Below are 16,198 nucleotides of genomic sequence, written 5' to 3' on the forward strand. Positions count from 1 at the left end.
GCTCAAGCCGCCCCCGCGGACACCCTGGGAGCCATTTGCGCCCTGCGCAAGCGCAGGAAGAGCCAGCCGGTGATGGACAGGTTCAGCAGGTTCCAGCCAATGCCGTTGAGGAAGGCGGCGTGGTAGCTGCCGGTGAGGTCGAAGATGAAGCCCGACAGCCAGCCGCCCAGCGCCATGCCGACGAGCGTGGCCATGATGGCGGCACCCACCAATGCGCTCGCCCGCGCGGGCGCGAAGTGCTCGCGCACGATGATGGCGTAGGTCGGCACGATGCCGCCCTGGAACAGGCCGAACAGTGCCGAGATCACATACAGCGGGACCAGGCCGTCATAGGGCAGGAACAGCAGCAGGGCGATGCCCTGCAGCGCAGACCCCAGCAGCAGGGTGCGGATGCCGCCGATGCGGTCACAGATCAGCCCGAAGACCAGCCGGCTCACGATGCCGCAGGCCAGCATGAGCGACAGCATCTGCGCGCCCTGGGCGGCACCGAAGCCCAGATCGGTGCAGTAGGCCACGATGTGGACCTGCGGCATGGCCATGGCCACGCAGCACGCCACACCGGCCACGCACAGCAGCGCCATCGCGGCGCCCGGCGTGAGGCCGAAGGGACGTGCGTGGTCCACGGCGGCCGCCTGGGCGCCAGCCGCCGCGGCCTGGATGGCCGGCGGGCGTTGGCGCATGCGCAGCGACAGCGCGAGCATGCCCAGGCCGCAAACCACGCCCAGCGCCATGTAGGTCGGCCTCCAGCCGATGGTGTCGATGCCGTACTGCACGATGGGCGGCCAGACCGCGCCCGCCACATAGTTGCCGCTGGCGCAGACCGCCACCGCAATGCCACGCCGGCGGTTCCACCACAGCGCCGTGTCGGCCAGCAAGGGCGCGAACGTGGCCGAGCTGCCGATGAAGCCCATCACCGCATGCGCCAGGCCGAAGGCCCAGATGCTGCCGGAAAAGGCCGCACCGACGAAGCCGCCCAGCACGGCCAGCGCCCCCAGCCAGAGCACGGGCGTGAGGCCATGGCGGTCGGCCAGCCGGCCCGTGAACAGGCCGCCCAGGCCCAGGCAGACCATCATCAGGGTGTAGGGCAGCGAGGCGCTCGCACGGCCGATGCCGAACTCGCTCTGCACGGCCGGGAGCACGACCGACACCACGTACATGCTGCTGTTGCCCAGCACCACCAGGCCCAGGGTGACCAAGAGGCGCTGGAAGGCCTGGCGCGAGTCGATGAGGGACGCGTCTGCAGGGACTGCTACCGGGATATGGGCCAAATCGACCTCCAGCGCTTTTCCAGCGAGCGCTGGCAGCTATTGATTCGAGAGTTTTCTAGGATGCCAGCAGCGCCGCAGGTTCTTCACCGTCCAGCACCTGCTGCGCCCAGGGCACGAGCTTGCGCGTGTCGGCGCGCAGGATCTCCTGCTTGACGGCCAGGATCTGCGCCGGGTGCATGGAAAAGCTGCGCAGGCCCAGGCCCAGCAGCAACCGCGTCATGGTCACGTCGCCCGCGGTCTCGCCGCAGACGCAGACGCTCTTGCCCTGGCGCTCGCCCTCGGCGATCACGTCGGCCACCAGGCGCAGCACGGCCGGGTGCACCGGGTCGTAGAGATGCGCCACGGCCTCGTCGGCCCGGTCGATGGCCAGGGTGTACTGGATCAGGTCGTTGGTGCCGATGGACAGGAAGTCGAAATAGCGCAGGAAGGTGCGCACCATCAGCGCCGCGGCCGGCACCTCGATCATGGCCCCCAGCTGGATCGGGCCGTAGGGCTCGCCCCGGGCATCGAGCTCGGCGCGCGCCAGGTCCACCTGGGCCAGGGTCTGGCGGATCTCGTTGGTGTGCGCCAGCATAGGGAACAGCAGGTTCACCTTGCCATGCGCCGCCGCACGCAGCACGGCCCGCAGCTGGGTGCGGAACATGGCCGGGTCGGCCAGGCTCCAGCGGATGGCACGCAGGCCGAGCGCGGGGTTCAGGTGCGTGTCCTTGTGGACCTTGCTGTCCAGCGGCTTGTCGGCCCCCACGTCGATGGTGCGGATGGTGACCGGCAGGCCCTGCATGCCGTCGAGCGCCTCGCGGTAGGCGCGGTACTGCTCGTCCTCGCCTGGCAGGTTGCCGGTGCGGCCCATGAACAGGAACTCGCTGCGAAACAGGCCCACACCCACGGCACCGGCGCGCACGGCCCCCACGGCATCGCCGGGCTGCTCGATGTTGGCCAGCAGTTCGATGCGGTGGCCGTCGATGGTGACGGCCGGGGTGTGCCGCAGGCGCGACAGGCGCTCGCGCTCGAGCTCCGTCTGGCGCTGGCGAAAGCCGTACTCGGCCAGGATGATGGGCGAAGGGTCGACGATGATCACGCCAGCATCACCGTCGATGATGACCCAGTCGTCCTGGCGCACCAGTTGGCTGGCCGCGCGGGCGCCGACCACGGCCGGGATGTCCATGCTGCGCGCGACGATGGCGGTGTGCGAGGTCTTGCCGCCCACGTCGGTCACGAAGCCGGCGAACACGCTCTGCTTGAACTGCAGCATGTCGGCCGGCGACAGGTCGTGCGCCACCAGCACCAGGGGCACGTCCACCGTGTCGTCGAGCAGCAGGTCCTGCTGGGTCTTGCGGCGCGGGCTGCTGGCGGGCGGTGCCACGGGACTGGCCACGCCCTTCATGTAGCGCAGGATGCGCTCGACCACCTGTTCCAGGTCGGCCTTGCGCTCGCGCAGGTACTCGTCCTCCATCTCGTCGAACTGGCGCGCGATCACCTCGAACTGGGTGGTGAGCGCCCACTCTGCGTTGTACAGGCGCTCGGTGATCCAGTGCTTGACGCCCCCCGTGAGGGCCTCGTCCTGCAGCAGCATCAGGTGCACGTCGAGCAGCGCGGTGAGCTCGTGCGGCGCGTCGGCCGGCATGTCGGTCTGCAGGCGCTGCAGCTCCTCGACCACCGCATTGCGGCCCTGGCGCACACGCTCGATCTCGGCCGGTATCTGTTCGGGCTGGATGAAGTAGTGGGCCACGTCCACGCGGCTCGAAGCCACGAGCACGGCACGGCCGATGGCAATGCCGCGTGCCACCGCCAGACCGTGGACGGCGAAGGTCATCGGAAACCCCTTTCTTCTTCAGCCATGTCAGCCATGGCGCGTTTATTCGCCTTCGCCGAACTTGTCCGCAATCAGCGCCAGCAGCCCATCCATGGCCTCCTGCTCGCGATCGCCGTTGGTTTCGATCTCGACCTCGGTGCCGATGCCGGCGGCCAGCATCATGACCCCCATGATGCTCTTGGCATTGATGCGGCGGTCACCGCGGCTCATGAAAACGTCGCAGGGAAAGCTGCCTGCCAGCTTGGTGAGCTTGGCCGAGGCGCGGGCATGCAGGCCCAGTTTATTGCTGATGGTCGTACGAGTCTTGATCATGTCGGTTGCGTCGGGACTGGTTCTGCGGCGCGGCGATGGCCACCTGCATCACCCCTTGCGTACCGCCCACCACCGCACGGGTGACGACCGAGTCCAGGGGCTCTGCACGGTAGCTCACGGCACGCAGCAGCATCGGAAGGTTGACCCCTGTCACCAGGCGCGAGCGCACACCATCGACCAGGCGCTGCGCCACGTTGCAGGGCGTGGCGCCGAACACGTCGGTCAGCACCAGGGTGGAGTCGGCGCCCAGCTGGTCCAGCAGGATCTGCGCTTGGGCCAGCGTTTCTTCGGGCCGCTCGTTGGGCTGCACATCCAGTGCGGCCACGCTGTCGCCACAGTCGGCGAACACATGCAATGCGCATTCGCGCAGGGCATGGGCCAGGGGGGCATGGGCGATGAGGAGGATGCTGGTGCTCATGGGACAGAGGTTTGGAGCACATTATGGCGCTGGGCCCGTGCAAACCACAGGTAGGCCCCGGTGTTGCAGGCCAGGAAAACCCCCATGGCCGCCCGGAACGATTCGGTCGTCGACAGGCCTGCGGCCGCAAAGGCATCCACGGCCAGGCCAATGCCCCATTGCACCACGAACACGCCGGCAAAGATCACCAGGTTGAAGGCCGACAGCGCACGCCCCGCCAATGCCTGTGGAAAAGCCATGCCCACCGCCGGCTGCGACAGCGATACGAAAGTGCACGAGACACAGAACAGCGCCCAGGCCGCGCCCCCCGCCGCCGGCCCGGCGACGATGATCGCCAGCAGGATACACAGCGACAGCGGCAGGCCCGCAAGGATGAGCCGGTCGGCCCCGAGGCCGCGGCGCAGCAACCAGGGGTTGACCATGCCCCAGGTCCAGAAGGTGCACAGCATGGAGACGTTGATCCAGAACAGGCCGATGGCCGACTCGAACGCGGTGTAGCCGGCCACCTGCTGCATCCAGGGCCCCGCCCACAGTGTCTGCATGGCCACCATGCCGCCATAGACGAAGAAACCCAATGGCGCCATGCGCTGGAAGTAGGGGTGGCGCCAGACCACGCCATAACCGCCCGGGGCAGCTGGCGGCGCAGCCGCTCCTGCCGCGGACACCGCCGCATGCCAGCGCGGCACCCACAGCGCAATGCCCACCATGGCCACGCCGATCAGCACGGCCAGCCCCCAGAACAGCGGGCGCCAGCCCACCAGCGGCAGGGCCCACTGCACCGGCAGGGTGGAGGCCACCATGCCCAGCGAACCGGTCATCAGCATCCAGGAGTTGGCGCGCATCTGCGCGGTGGGATCGAACCAGCGGCGGTAGCCGGTGAGCGGCGCCATCAGGCAGGCGCTCACCCCGGCACCGCAGAGCACGCGCCCCGCGAGCAGGCCCGAAAAGCCCGTGGCCATCGAGAACACCAGGCAACCGGCGACGGCCACGCCCAAAAAGCCCAGCAGCACCTTCTGCGGGCCGTGCCGGTCCAGCCAGGTGCCCAGCGGCAGTTGCGTGGCCGAAAAGCCCAGGAAATAGCCGCCCGCGAGCAGGCCCAGGTCGCTGGCGTGCAGGGTGAATTCCTGCGACAGGGTGGGCGCCAGCGTGGCCGTGACGGCGCGCAGCAGCGCCGACAGGAAATACGCGAAGGCGAACGCGAGGAAGACGATGACGGCCATGCGCCGTGGCAGCACACCGGCGCTCATGGCAGCACCAGCCCGGCGAAGAAGGTATCGGTCACCTCCGGACGCGGCTTGGGCGCATAGACCACGGCGTGGTACAGCCGCATCTGCGGCCCCACGGGGCGGGCAAACCAGACCGCCTGGGCGGTGACGGCCTGCCCATCGGCCGCCCGCCCCTGGGCCGAGGTGCGCACCGATTGGGGCAGTGGCAAGGCGTTGCGCGGGGCAAATGGAGCATCGGTGGCCTGGGCCTGTGCGCCGCCCAGGCGCGCCAGCATGGCAGACCGCCAGTGCGTGAGTGCCACGCCCACCTGCGCGGGATCGGCCAGCGTGGCGTAGGACACGGCGAAGGTCGCTCCATCGGCTTCGCAGCCCACCATGGACAGGTCGACCGGCGTGCCCGCCAGCTCCACCTTGCGCGTGGCATGGTCGGGCTTGCAGGGCAGCGTGATGGTGAGAGCAGCCTCGGGCAGGGCCACGGTGCGCCAGTTGAGTGCCGGGCTGCATGCGGCCAGTCCCAGGAGGGCGCTGGCAGCGCCGGTCAGTGTCCAGTTCATGGACCCATTATCGGCAGTGCTCGCCTTTTTGGTGCACGGCGAACGGGAAGGAGAACTTTTGCGCGGCCCAGCAGTCCATACGGAGGGACAGGCCGCCGGCAGGCGGGAGCCTTGTCCGGCACAATACCGTGCGGGCTGGTGCCCGCACTTTCGGGATGGAATGACGCCATGGGTATCAAGCAGTGGGCAGCAGGTGCAGCGGTGGTGGCTTTTGCCGCCGTGGGCGCCTACGTGTACCTGGACACGGGCCGCTCCGCGGCACCCGAGTCCACCTTCGTGCTGCTCGACGGCTCGCGCCAGTCGACGGCCGACCTGCGCGGCAAGGTGACGCTGGTGAACTTCTGGGCCACGAGCTGCACCACCTGCGTGGCCGAGATGCCCGAGATCGTCGCCACCTACCGGAAGTACCAGCCCAAGGGCTTCGATACGCTGGCCGTGGCCATGAGCTACGACCCACCAAGCTACGTGGTGAACTTTGCCGAAACGCGCAAGCTGCCCTTCAAGGTGGCCATCGACAACACCGGCGCCGTGGCCCAGGCCTGGGGCGACGTGCGGCTCACGCCCTCGACCTTCATCGTCAACAAGCGTGGCGAGATCGTCAAGACCTATGTCGGGGCACCCAATTTCCCCGAACTGCACCAGCTGATCGAGAAATTGCTGGCGGAGACCTGATCCCACCAGCCACCGCGCCATGAAAAAAGCCTCTTCCACCCGGAAGAGGCTTTTTGCGTTGGGGACCACCGCCGAGGCGGCCGGATCACTTGGCGCGGTAGTTGTCGTGGCAGGCCTTGCAGCTGTTGGCCGTGGCACCGAAGGCGGTCTTGAGGTTGTCGAGGTTGCCGGTCTTCGCAGCCGCCGCCAGCTTGACTGTATCGGCCTCGAGCTTGTCCGAGTGCTCCTTGAACTTGGCCTGCTGGGCCCAGATCTCGGGCAGGGCCTTGGTGGGCGCCCCCTTGTCGGTGCCGGCGCCAAAGCCGGCCCAAGGCAACTTGGCCATCTCGGCGACGATGTCCGCATTTTCCTGCGCCGCCTTGGCGTCGAAGGGAATGCGGCCATTGGCCATGGCGCCCAGGCGGCCGAAGTGCTGGCCCATCACGAACAGCGCACTCTGGCGGTACTTGATGGCGTCTTCGGGCTTGGCGAACTGGGCAGATGCGGGCGCCGACAGCATGGTGACGGCCGCGGCAAAGGCGACTACAGCGAGGGTTTTCATCGGATATTTCCTTTTATCGTGGGGAGCAAAAACCAACCAGCCGACGCCAGTATGCCGCTTTGCGGCGGTTTTGGCATGTCTGTCGATGCGCGTTGGCGACGCCGGCCATCTCGCGCACAATGCGGCCAAGAACACCCCTACGACACGGCAAGCGCCGGAGCACGACCATGACACACACCGTCCGCATCTGGGATCTGCCCACCCGCCTCTTCCACTGGACCCTGGCCGCCAGCGTGATCGCCCTGGTGGTGACGGCCAAGGTGGGCGGCAATGCCATGGTCTGGCACCTGCGCCTGGGCTACGTGGTGCTGGCGCTGCTGGTCTTTCGGCTGGTCTGGGGCCTGGTGGGCGGGCACTGGTCGCGCTTTGGCGCCTTCCTGTACTCGCCTGCCCGCCTGGTGCGCTACCTGCGCGGCGCCGGCCACCCCGAGGACGCGGTGGGCCACAGCCCGCTGGGCGCGCTCTCGGTCTTCGCCCTGCTGGCCGTGCTGGCCGCGCAGGTGGGCACCGGCCTGCTCAGCGACGATGAGATCGCCTTTTCAGGACCGCTGACCCGCTTTGTCTCCAACGCGGTCGTGGGCCAGGCCACGGGTTACCACAAGGAGATCGGCCAGTACCTGGTGCTGGGCCTGGTCGCGCTGCACCTGCTGGCCATCGTCTTCTACGTGGTGGTGCGCAAGCACGGGATGGTACGGCCCATGCTCCACGGCGACAAGGAGCTGCCCCAGCCCGTGGCGCCTTCGCGTGACGACCTGGCCAGCCGCATCGCGGCGGTGGTGGCCCTGGCCCTGGGCGCGGGTCTGGCCTGGTGGGTGTCGACCCTCGGGGCAGCCGCGTTCTGAGAGCATGTTGCCGGCGTCCCCGGGTCGAGCCGCTACACTGCCCCTTCCCCAGCCCCTGAATTCCCGCCTTGGACAAGCCTGCCGTCACCCTGCTGAATCCGTCGTCCGCCGCCGAGATGGAGGCGGTGCGCGACATCTTCCGGGAATACGCCGGCACCCTGAACGTGGACCTGGCGTTCCAGGATTTCGAGACCGAGCTGGCCCGGTTGCCCGGCGACTATGTCGCACCGCGCGGCCACCTGCTGCTGGCCATGGTGGAGGGGGCCATTGCGGGCTGCTGCGCCCTGCGCCCGCTGGATACTGCCGACTACCCCAACGCCAGCGAGATGAAGCGCCTGTACGTGCGCAAGGCCTTTCGGGGTTTCGGCCTGGGCCGCGAACTGGCCGAGGCCATGCTGGACCAGGCGCGCCGCGCGGGCTATGCCTGCGTGTTGCTCGATACGCTCGATGGCATGGAGTCGGCCCGAGCCCTCTACACCGACCTGGGCTTCGAGGAGATCCCGCCCTACTACCACAACCCCATTGCGGGCTCGCACTACCTCAAGGTGGACATCTCCTGAGGTCGATGGTGTTCCACTGCACCTGTTGGGCCATCGTTCGTTGCCCTGTTTTTGATAGCAACGATAGAATGCCTGCGGCCTGGTGCCAAGCATTCTGAACCACTGAAGGTTCGGGCCGTGGGGTAGCCCCACGGTGTATCCGACAAGCACGCTTCGCGGCGCGCGAACCACCCGCCACCCGTGGCGCCCAGTTCGCGCCCGACCCGCAGGTTGGTGCCAGGCCACCTCCATCCCACAGCCGCCCATCCCCGCCAATACGCCGTGAAGACACCCGTCCGCTCCCGCGTGCTGGCCAAGGCGATCTCGATGGCCGTGCTGGCCGACGCGCAGACACCCGAGCACCGCACGCCCCAGGCCTTGGTCGCGCGGGTACAGGCCAGCCTGGGACTGGAGCCTGCTGCAGGCTCTCCCCTCCCTGCCTTTCTGCTGGAACAGTTGCAGCGCCTGTCCGCGATGTCATCCCCGGAGTGGGCGCGGTGGGAACCGGAAGATGTGGCCGCCTGGCTCTGTTGGGGCCGTTGGTGGCGCAGCGCAGGTCTGCGCTGGGGAACGGAGCATTCCGGGGCTGGGGTGGAAGATGGCGCATCGGCCTGGGATGGCGATGACGAAGACATCGCCGAACCCGACGGCGATGGTGAAGGCGATGACATCCTGCCCGGCCTGCCGCCCACCGATTGGACGGCACCGCGCCTGGGCCAGGCATTTCGCATCTGGACCGCGACGGCACGCAGCGCCGTGCCACGGCGTTGGCTGCTGCGCCCCGCCGGAGCGGGGCCCCTGCCCGCCTGGATGGACCGCGGCACCACAGTGCCGGTCCTGGCGACAGCCACCGATGTGGCCCAGGTCCTGGCTGTTTCGGTGGAGGATCTGTTGTGGCTTGCGCCCCAAGGCGCCTTCTGGCGTGAGCGGCACTCCGAAGGCCATTCCCTTCCTGCGTCGCACTACCGCTACAGGCTGCTGCCCAAGCCCAGCGGTGGCCTGCGCCTGCTCGAGTCCCCGCGCCCGCGCCTGGTGCACGCGCAGCGGCGCATCCTGTACACGCTGCTGGCGAACATCCCCACCCATGAAGCTGCGCACGGATTTGTTCGCGGCCGCAGCGTGGGCAGCCACGCACGCATTCACACCGGCCAGGCCGTGGTCATCCGCTTCGATCTGGCGGACTTCTTTACGCAGATTCACGCCACGCGCGTGCGGGCACTGTGGCGCGCCCTGGGCCACGGACGCGCCGCCGCCGAACTGCTCACCCAACTGACCACCGCGCGCACCCCGGCGGGGGTGCGGGATCGGCTGCTGGAATCCATGCCCGAGCTGCCGACGTCCATTGCGCAGCGCCGCGCCACCGCCCAGCGCCTGGCCCGGCCCCATTTGCCCCAGGGTGCGCCCACGTCGCCGGCACTGGCCAACCTGTGCGCCTTTGGGCTCGATGTGAGGCTGCAGGCGCTCGCGCAACGTTTTGGCGCGAACTACACGCGCTATGCCGACGACCTGGTCTTTTCCGGTCCCGACATGCTGCGGCGCCAGTTCATTGCGCTGCGCGCCTGGGTCGCGGCGATTGCACAGGACGAAGGCTTTGCCTTGCGGGCCGACAAGACCCGGGTGATGCCCGCCCACCAGCGCCAGTTTGTCACCGGCCTGGTGGTCAACCAGCGCGCCAACTACAGCCGAGTGCAGTTCGACACGCTCAAGGCACGGCTGCACCGGCTGGCACAGCAGGCGCAGGTGGATGCGGGCGAGCGCGCGCGGTTGGAGGGGGAAATCCGCTGGGCCAGCCAATGGCTGGCACCAGCGCGCACTGCAAAGTTGCAACGCTTGCTCGCCGCGATCCGCTTCGGGTCGATGGACAGCGGGCTGGCGGCGAAGGGCTGAAATCAGGCCTTGGCCTGGGCCAGCAGGGTCGCCGCGTCGCTGACTTCGAACTTGCCCGGGGCTTCGATGTTGAGGGTGACGACCTTGCCGTCGCGCACCAGCATCGAGTAGCGGTTGCTGCGCAGGCCCAGGCCCTTGCCGTTGAGGTCCAGCGTCAGGCCAGTGGCCTTGGCGAAGGTGGCGTCGCCGTCACCGAGCATGCGCACCTTGCCGTCGGTCTTCTGGTCGCGCGCCCAGGCGCCCATCACGAACGCGTCGTTCACGCTCACGCACCAGATTTCATCGACGCCCGCCGCCTTGAACTCGGCGGCCTTTTCCAGGTAGCCGGGCACATGCTTGGCCGAGCAGGTGGGCGTGAAGGCGCCGGGCAGCGCGAACAGCGCAATGGTCTTGCCTGCCGTAGCCTTGTCCACCGGCACGGGGTTCGGGCCAATGGAACAGCCCTCGCCCTCGACTTCCGAGTATTCCATCAGGGTGCTGGCAGGCAGGGTGTCACCGACTTTGATCATTGATCTCTCCTAGGGTTGTTGGTAGGTATGTATCCGCATGCCCCGGGCGCCGCACACAAAATGCGACCCCCAAAAGCAAAACGACCCACATTGTGGGTCGTTTTGGAGGGCAGTGCTGCCAACAAGCCGGGAGGGCTTAGAGCAGGCCGGCCTTTTGCACCAAGCGGGTGGCAACCCAGTTCTTGGTCTTGGAGAGCGGACGGCTCTCGGTGATTTCGATCACGTCGCCCAGCTTGTACTCGCCATTTTCATCATGGGCGTGGTACTTGCTCGACTTGCCCACGATCTTGCCGTAGAGCTCGTGCTTCACACGGCGCTCGATCAGCACGGTCACGGTCTTTTGGCGCTTGTCGCTGACCACCTTGCCAATCAAGGTGCGCTTGAGGGATTTTTTAGCTTCCGTCATGTCGGCTCCTTACTTGGCGGCTTGCTTTTCAGCAAGGATGGTTTTTGCACGGGCGATGTCGCGGCGGGTGGTACGCAGCGTGTTGGTGTTGGCCAACTGCTGGGTCGCCTTCTGCATGCGCAGGCCGAAGTGGGCCTTCTGCAGAGCCTTGATTTCGCTTTCGATGCCGGCAACGTCTTTTTGGCGCAGTTCAGTAGTCTTCATTGCTTGTTCTCCTGAATTACGAGCCAATGTGGCGGCTGACGAACGTGGTGCGCAGCGGCAGCTTGGCGGCAGCCAGGCGGAACGCTTCACGGGCCAGTTCTTCGGGCACGCCGACGATCTCGAAGACGATCTTGCCGGGCTGGATTTCGGCCACGTAGTACTCGGGGTTGCCCTTACCGTTACCCATACGCACTTCTGCGGGCTTGGTAGAGATTGGCTTGTCCGGGAACACGCGGATCCAGATGCGGCCGCCACGCTTCACGTGACGGGAGATTGCACGGCGTGCAGCCTCGATCTGGCGGGCCGTCAGACGGCCACGGTCGGTGCACTTCAGACCGAAATCACCGAAAGCAACGGAGGCACCCCGCGTTGCAACACCAGTGTTACGGCCCTTTTGCTCCTTGCGGTATTTGCGGCGAGCAGGTTGCAGCATACTTATTCTCCTTTTCCGTCCGCTGCTGTAGCGGGCGCGGCGACTTTGCGTACGCGCTTAACGGCGGTGTTATCAGCGCCACCAGCTTCCGCTGGCTTGTCGCTGCCGTCGGCCGGGCCGGTGTTCACACCGGCTGGACGACGTGGGCCTCCACGGCCAGCACCTGGACGGTCGCCACCTGGGCGGCCATCACGGCGTGGACCGCGTGGGCGGCGTTCTTCGTCTGGACGTGGGGTTTCCACGGCAGGCAGGTCGTTACGACCCAGCGTATCGCCCTTGTAGACCCAGACCTTGACGCCGATCACACCGTAGGTGGTCTTGGCTTCGGAGGTGCCGTAGTCGATGTCGGCGCGCAGCGTGTGAAGTGGCACGCGGCCTTCACGGTACCACTCGCAGCGAGCGATTTCGATACCGTTCAGACGGCCGGACGACATGATCTTGATGCCCTGGGCACCCAGACGCATGGCGTTCTGCATGGCGCGCTTCATGGCGCGGCGGAACATGATCCGCTTTTCGAGCTGTTGCGTGATGCTGTCGGCGATCAGCTTGGCATCGATTTCGGGCTTGCGCACTTCTTCGATGTTCACTGCGACGGGCACGCCCAGGCGAGCAGCGAGTTCCTTCTTGAGGTTCTCGATATCTTCACCCTTCTTGCCGATCACCACGCCCGGACGTGCCGAGTAAATGGTGATGCGGGCGTTCTTGGCGGGGCGCTCGATCAGGATGCGCGACACGGCGGCGTTCTTCAGCTTGGCCTTCAGGTACTCGCGCACCTTGATGTCTTCGGCCAGCATGCCCGCGAAGTCGCGGTTGCTGGCGTACCAACGGCTGGACCAGTTGCGGCTGACCGCAAGGCGGAAGCCGGTAGGATGGATTTTTTGTCCCATAGTCTTCCGAGCCTTTAGTTGCCAACCGTCACGTACACATGGCACGTGGGCTTGCTGATGCGGTTGCCGCGGCCTTTGGCGCGCGCGGTGAAGCGCTTGAGCGTGGTGCCTTGTTCGACGTAGATGGTCTTGACCTTCAGTTCGTCGATGTCGGCGCCGTCGTTGTGCTCAGCGTTGGCGATGGCGGACTCCAGAACCTTCTTGACGATTCCCGCAGCTTTTTTCTGCGTGAAGTTCAGGATGTTCAGAGCCTGATCCACCTTCTTGCCGCGGATCAGATCAGCGACCAGACGGCCTTTGTCGACCGACAGACGGACGCCCCGGAGGACTGCACGTGTTTCAGACATGGTCGTTCCTTATTTCTTCTGGACTTTTTTGTCCGCGGGGTGGCCCTTGAAGGTGCGCGTCAGGGCGAATTCGCCCAGCTTGTGGCCCACCATCTGGTCGGTAACGTACACAGGTACGTGCTGCTTGCCGTTGTGCACGGCGATGGTCAGACCGATGAAATCGGGCAGAACCATGGAGCGGCGCGACCAGGTCTTCACTGGCTTCTTATCCTTGGTGGCAACGGCCTTTTCGACCTTGGCCAGCAAGTGATGGTCAACAAATGGACCCTTTTTGAGAGAGCGAGTCATCTGTTACCCCTTACTTCTTGCGACGCGACACGATCATGATCTGTGTGCGCTTGTTGTTACGGGTGCGATAACCCTTGGTCAGATTGCCCCAAGGATCGACTGCATGGCGGCCTTCGCCGGTGCGGCCTTCGCCACCACCGTGAGGGTGATCCACCGGGTTCATGGCCACGCCGCGAACCGTAGGACGAATACCCATCCAGCGCTTCACACCGGCCTTGCCCAGTTGGCGCAGGCTGTGTTCTTCGTTGGCCACTTCGCCAATGGTGGCGCGGCATTCGATGTGGATCTTGCGCACTTCACCCGAGCGCATGCGCACTTGGGCGTAGGTGCCTTCGCGGGCCAGCAGGGTTGCCGAGGCACCAGCCGAGCGGGCGATCTGCGCACCGGCACCGGGCTTGAGCTCGATGCAGTGGATGGTCGAACCCACGGGGATGTTGCGGATAGGCAGCGTGTTGCCAGCGCGGATCGGCGCTTCCGAACCGGACAGCAGGGTTGCGCCCACTTCCAGGTTGCGGGGAGCGATGATGTAGCGGCGCTCGCCGTCGGCATAGCACACCAGAGCGATGTGGGCCGTACGGTTCGGGTCGTACTCGATGCGCTCAACCTTGGCCGGAATGCCGTCCTTGTTGCGCTTGAAGTCCACCACACGGTAGTGGTGCTTGTGACCACCGCCCTTGTGGCGGGTGGTGATGTGACCGTTGTTGTTACGGCCGGCCTTCTGGAACTGGGGTTCCAGCAGGGGGGCGTACGCTTCACCCTTGTACAGGTGGTCACGCGTGACCTTCACCACGGCACGTTGGCCGGGCGAAGTGGGTTTCATCTTGATAACGGCCATGATTAAGCAGCCTCCCCAGACAGGTTCAGCTCTTGACCTGGCTGCAGCGTGACGTATGCCTTGCGAACGTTGTCGCGGCGGCCCACGGTCTTGCCGAAGCGCTTGGTCTTGCCTTTGGTGTTCACCACGGAAACGCCCTTGACCTCGACCTTGAACATCAATTCCACAGCGGCCTTGATTTCTGGCTTGGTAGCGTTCTGCAGCACCTTGAACGTCACAGCATTGGACTTCTCGGCAACCATGGTGGCCTTTTCGGACACGATGGGAGCGACCAGCACTTGCATCAGACGACCTTCGTCAAACTTGAGTGTGCTCATGCGAACATCTCCTTGAGTTTGTCGATTGCGCCCTTGGTGACGAGCACTTTCTTGAAACGGACCAGCGACACGGGATCGGCGTAACGCGGCTCGACGACGAGCACGTTCACCAGATTGCGCGAAGCCAGATACAGGTTTTCGTCCACTTCCTCGGAGATCACCATCACCGATTGCAGGTTCATCGCCTTGAACTTGTCGGCCAGGACCTTGGTCTTGGGCGAGTCAAGCTTCAGGGAGTCGACCACCGCCAGACGGCCTTCGCGGGCCAGCTGCGACAGGATCGCAGACATGCCGGCGCGGTACATCTTCTTGTTGATCTTTTGCGTGAAGTTTTCTTCTGGCAGGTTCGGGAAAATCCGACCGCCCCCGCGCCACAGTGGCGACGAGGTCATACCTGCACGTGCGTTACCCGTACCCTTTTGCTTGAAAGGCTTCTTGGTCGAGTGACGGACTTGCTCGCGGTCCTTCTGAGCGCGAGTGCCTTGGCGTGCGTTGGCTTGGTAAGCCACCACGATCTGGTGCACCAGATCTTCGTTGTATTCACGACCGAACACGGTTTCAGGAACATCCAGCTTGGATGCGCCCTGGCCTTGGTCATTCAGGAGTTCGAGCTGCATTAGTTCGCTCCTTTGGAGGCTTTGGCCTTGATCGCTGGACGCACCGTCACGAACCCACCCTTGGAGCCCGGAATAGCGCCCTTGATCAAGAGCAGTTGACGCGCTTCGTCGATGCGGATCACATCGAGGTTCTGCGTGGTCTTGGTGACATCGCCGAGGTGGCCCGTCATCCGCTTGCCAGGGAACACACGGCCTGGATCCTGCGCCATACCAATGGAGCCGGGAACGTTGTGCGAACGGCTGTTACCGTGCGACGCGCGTTGCGAGCTCATGTTGTGGCGCTTGATGGTACCGGCGTAGCCTTTACCGATCGAGGTGCCTTGCACGTCGACCTTCTGACCCACGGAGAACACGGACGTCACAGCCACCGATGCGCCAGCTTGGTACTGGGCAGCGGTATCGGCGGTCACGCGGAATTCCTGGATGATTTCACCGGCTTCGACACCTGCCTTGGCAAGGTGGCCGGCTTCTGGCTTGGTCACACGCGATGCTTTGCGCGAACCGAACGTGACCTGCAGGGCCACGTAGCCATCGTTCTCTTGGGTTTTGATCTGGGTTACGCGGTTGTTGGACACATCCACCACCGTGACAGGCACTGCGTCCCCGTCATCGGTGAACAGACGCATCATGCCCACCTTGCGACCCAGCAACCCGAGGGAGTTGCTCAGACTCATTTGTTTCTCCAAAACTTCCACCGCCGCAACTTCAATTGGCTGCGGCGTTGCACTCGCGTGCATGAAAGAGGGTTATTAAAACTTCGCCCGTGCACCTTGCCTGGGGCAAGATGAACCTATGAATTCGCATGCACAAAAGCGCACGCAAATAAAGCGAAGCCCTAAAGTATAACGCGAACTGCTTTTGCAAGCAAGTTCGCGTTATACGAGACCAAAACCTGGCGGGCAGGCCCGCCAGGAAGGGATCATTACTGCAGCTTGATTTCGACGTCCACGCCGGCTGGCAGGTCGAGCTTCATCAGGGCGTCAACCGTCTTGTCGGTGGGGTCCACGATGTCCATCAGACGCTGGTGCGTGCGGATTTCGAGCTGGTCGCGGCTGGTCTTGTTGACGTGCGGCGAGCGCAGGATGTCGAAGCGCTTCATGCGCGTCGGCAGGGGCACGGGGCCCTTGACGATGGCGCCGGTGCGCTTGGCGGTGTCAACGATCTCGGCAGCGGACTGGTCGATCAGCTTGTAGTCAAACGCCTTCAGGCGGATGCGGATCTTTTGCTTGGACATGTCAGTTCCTTCTTGTTATTGGATCGATCAGGCGATGATCTTGGCCACG

23 protein-coding genes are annotated in these 16,198 nt (G+C 65.4%); 4 read left to right on the forward strand and 19 right to left on the reverse strand.

The genetic code is table 11. From position 1 onward, the window contains the following. Window positions 1-2: 2 nt before the first annotated feature. From PMI14_RS00270 to PMI14_RS00295, 6 genes are read right to left on the reverse strand one after another with little or no spacing between them, the layout of a single operon-like run. Complete coding sequence (locus tag PMI14_RS00270; RefSeq protein WP_007847769.1) at window positions 3-1,268, reverse strand: MFS transporter; 1,266 nt, start codon at window positions 1,266-1,268, stop codon at window positions 3-5. Between the two features lie 55 nt (window positions 1,269-1,323). Further along, complete coding sequence (gene ptsP, locus PMI14_RS00275; RefSeq protein ID WP_007847773.1) at window positions 1,324-3,081, reverse strand: phosphoenolpyruvate--protein phosphotransferase; 1,758 nt, start codon at window positions 3,079-3,081, stop codon at window positions 1,324-1,326. A 42-nt stretch (window positions 3,082-3,123) separates the two neighbouring features. Beyond that, complete coding sequence (locus PMI14_RS00280; RefSeq protein ID WP_007847774.1) at window positions 3,124-3,393, reverse strand: HPr family phosphocarrier protein; 270 nt, start codon at window positions 3,391-3,393, stop codon at window positions 3,124-3,126. Further along, complete coding sequence (locus PMI14_RS00285) at window positions 3,362-3,811, reverse strand: PTS sugar transporter subunit IIA (RefSeq protein ID WP_007847776.1); 450 nt, start codon at window positions 3,809-3,811, stop codon at window positions 3,362-3,364. The genes PMI14_RS00280 and PMI14_RS00285 overlap by 32 nt, the downstream gene beginning before the upstream one ends. After that, window positions 3,808-5,058, reverse strand: coding sequence for an MFS transporter (locus PMI14_RS00290; protein WP_007847778.1), 1,251 nt, complete (start codon window positions 5,056-5,058; stop codon window positions 3,808-3,810). The genes PMI14_RS00285 and PMI14_RS00290 overlap by 4 nt, the downstream gene beginning before the upstream one ends. After that, window positions 5,055-5,591, reverse strand: a complete 537-nt coding sequence (locus PMI14_RS00295; RefSeq protein ID WP_007847779.1) for a hypothetical protein — start codon at window positions 5,589-5,591, stop codon at window positions 5,055-5,057. The genes PMI14_RS00290 and PMI14_RS00295 overlap by 4 nt, the downstream gene beginning before the upstream one ends. 168 nt (window positions 5,592-5,759) lie before the next feature. Between PMI14_RS00295 and PMI14_RS00300 the strand changes: the two genes are divergently transcribed. After that, the gene (locus PMI14_RS00300; protein WP_007847783.1) at window positions 5,760-6,263 is read left to right on the forward strand and encodes a TlpA disulfide reductase family protein; all 504 of its coding nucleotides are present in this window, start codon (window positions 5,760-5,762) and stop codon (window positions 6,261-6,263) included. Between the two features lie 85 nt (window positions 6,264-6,348). On the opposite strand, the gene PMI14_RS00305 is transcribed toward PMI14_RS00300, so the two are convergent. Continuing rightward, entirely contained in the window at window positions 6,349-6,804 is a 456-nt protein-coding gene (locus tag PMI14_RS00305) for a cytochrome c (RefSeq protein ID WP_007847785.1), read from the reverse strand. A 167-nt stretch (window positions 6,805-6,971) separates the two neighbouring features. Between PMI14_RS00305 and PMI14_RS00310 the strand changes: the two genes are divergently transcribed. The 3 genes from PMI14_RS00310 to PMI14_RS00320 all read left to right on the forward strand — a co-directional run bounded on the left by PMI14_RS00310 (window position 6,972) and on the right by PMI14_RS00320 (window position 10,072). Then, on the forward strand, window positions 6,972-7,646 hold the full coding sequence (locus PMI14_RS00310) for a cytochrome b/b6 domain-containing protein (protein WP_007847788.1): 675 nt from the start codon (window positions 6,972-6,974) through the stop codon (window positions 7,644-7,646). 68 nt (window positions 7,647-7,714) lie between these two features. Beyond that, on the forward strand, window positions 7,715-8,206 hold the full coding sequence (locus PMI14_RS00315; RefSeq protein WP_007847790.1) for a GNAT family N-acetyltransferase: 492 nt from the start codon (window positions 7,715-7,717) through the stop codon (window positions 8,204-8,206). 261 nt (window positions 8,207-8,467) lie between these two features. Next, window positions 8,468-10,072 carry a reverse transcriptase family protein gene (locus PMI14_RS00320; RefSeq protein ID WP_007847792.1) on the forward strand — a complete coding sequence of 535 codons (1,605 nt, stop codon included), beginning with the start codon at window positions 8,468-8,470 and terminating at the stop codon, window positions 10,070-10,072. Window positions 10,073-10,074: 2 nt separating this feature from the next. Here the strand turns inward: PMI14_RS00320 and PMI14_RS00325 are convergent, their stop codons facing one another. The 12 genes from PMI14_RS00325 to rpsJ form a co-directional block, all read right to left on the reverse strand. Beyond that, window positions 10,075-10,581 carry a peroxiredoxin gene (locus PMI14_RS00325; protein ID WP_007847795.1) on the reverse strand — a complete coding sequence of 169 codons (507 nt, stop codon included), beginning with the start codon at window positions 10,579-10,581 and terminating at the stop codon, window positions 10,075-10,077. A gap of 136 nt (window positions 10,582-10,717) precedes the next feature. Then, the gene (gene rpsQ / locus PMI14_RS00330; protein WP_007847796.1) at window positions 10,718-10,987 is read right to left on the reverse strand and encodes a 30S ribosomal protein S17; all 270 of its coding nucleotides are present in this window, start codon (window positions 10,985-10,987) and stop codon (window positions 10,718-10,720) included. Between the two features lie 9 nt (window positions 10,988-10,996). Continuing rightward, on the reverse strand, window positions 10,997-11,191 hold the full coding sequence (gene rpmC, locus PMI14_RS00335; protein WP_007847797.1) for a 50S ribosomal protein L29: 195 nt from the start codon (window positions 11,189-11,191) through the stop codon (window positions 10,997-10,999). A gap of 16 nt (window positions 11,192-11,207) precedes the next feature. Then, window positions 11,208-11,624, reverse strand: a complete 417-nt coding sequence (gene rplP, locus PMI14_RS00340) for a 50S ribosomal protein L16 (RefSeq protein WP_007847799.1) — start codon at window positions 11,622-11,624, stop codon at window positions 11,208-11,210. Window positions 11,625-11,626: 2 nt separating this feature from the next. Further along, a complete protein-coding gene (gene rpsC, locus PMI14_RS00345; protein WP_007847801.1) occupies window positions 11,627-12,511 on the reverse strand; it encodes a 30S ribosomal protein S3 in 885 nt (294 codons plus the stop codon). A gap of 14 nt (window positions 12,512-12,525) precedes the next feature. Beyond that, the gene (gene rplV, locus PMI14_RS00350) at window positions 12,526-12,858 is read right to left on the reverse strand and encodes a 50S ribosomal protein L22 (RefSeq protein ID WP_007847806.1); all 333 of its coding nucleotides are present in this window, start codon (window positions 12,856-12,858) and stop codon (window positions 12,526-12,528) included. A 9-nt stretch (window positions 12,859-12,867) separates the two neighbouring features. Continuing rightward, window positions 12,868-13,146 carry a 30S ribosomal protein S19 gene (rpsS, locus tag PMI14_RS00355; RefSeq protein WP_007847809.1) on the reverse strand — a complete coding sequence of 93 codons (279 nt, stop codon included), beginning with the start codon at window positions 13,144-13,146 and terminating at the stop codon, window positions 12,868-12,870. Between the two features lie 10 nt (window positions 13,147-13,156). Continuing rightward, a complete protein-coding gene (rplB, locus tag PMI14_RS00360) occupies window positions 13,157-13,981 on the reverse strand; it encodes a 50S ribosomal protein L2 (RefSeq protein ID WP_007847814.1) in 825 nt (274 codons plus the stop codon). A gap of 2 nt (window positions 13,982-13,983) precedes the next feature. Continuing rightward, window positions 13,984-14,298, reverse strand: a complete 315-nt coding sequence (gene rplW / locus PMI14_RS00365; protein WP_007847815.1) for a 50S ribosomal protein L23 — start codon at window positions 14,296-14,298, stop codon at window positions 13,984-13,986. Further along, window positions 14,295-14,915, reverse strand: a complete 621-nt coding sequence (gene rplD / locus PMI14_RS00370) for a 50S ribosomal protein L4 (RefSeq protein ID WP_007847817.1) — start codon at window positions 14,913-14,915, stop codon at window positions 14,295-14,297. The genes rplW and rplD overlap by 4 nt, the downstream gene beginning before the upstream one ends. After that, the gene (rplC, locus tag PMI14_RS00375) at window positions 14,915-15,589 is read right to left on the reverse strand and encodes a 50S ribosomal protein L3 (RefSeq protein WP_007847818.1); all 675 of its coding nucleotides are present in this window, start codon (window positions 15,587-15,589) and stop codon (window positions 14,915-14,917) included. Before rplC ends, rplD begins: the two co-directional genes overlap by 1 nt. A gap of 248 nt (window positions 15,590-15,837) precedes the next feature. After that, window positions 15,838-16,149 (reverse strand): 30S ribosomal protein S10, encoded by a 312-nt coding sequence (rpsJ, locus tag PMI14_RS00380; protein ID WP_005796953.1) that lies wholly within the window; start codon window positions 16,147-16,149, stop codon window positions 15,838-15,840. Between the last annotated feature and the right edge of the window lie 49 nt (window positions 16,150-16,198).

The organism is Acidovorax sp. CF316 (genome assembly GCF_000276605.1).
GTDB lineage: Bacteria > Pseudomonadota > Gammaproteobacteria > Burkholderiales > Burkholderiaceae_C > Acidovorax.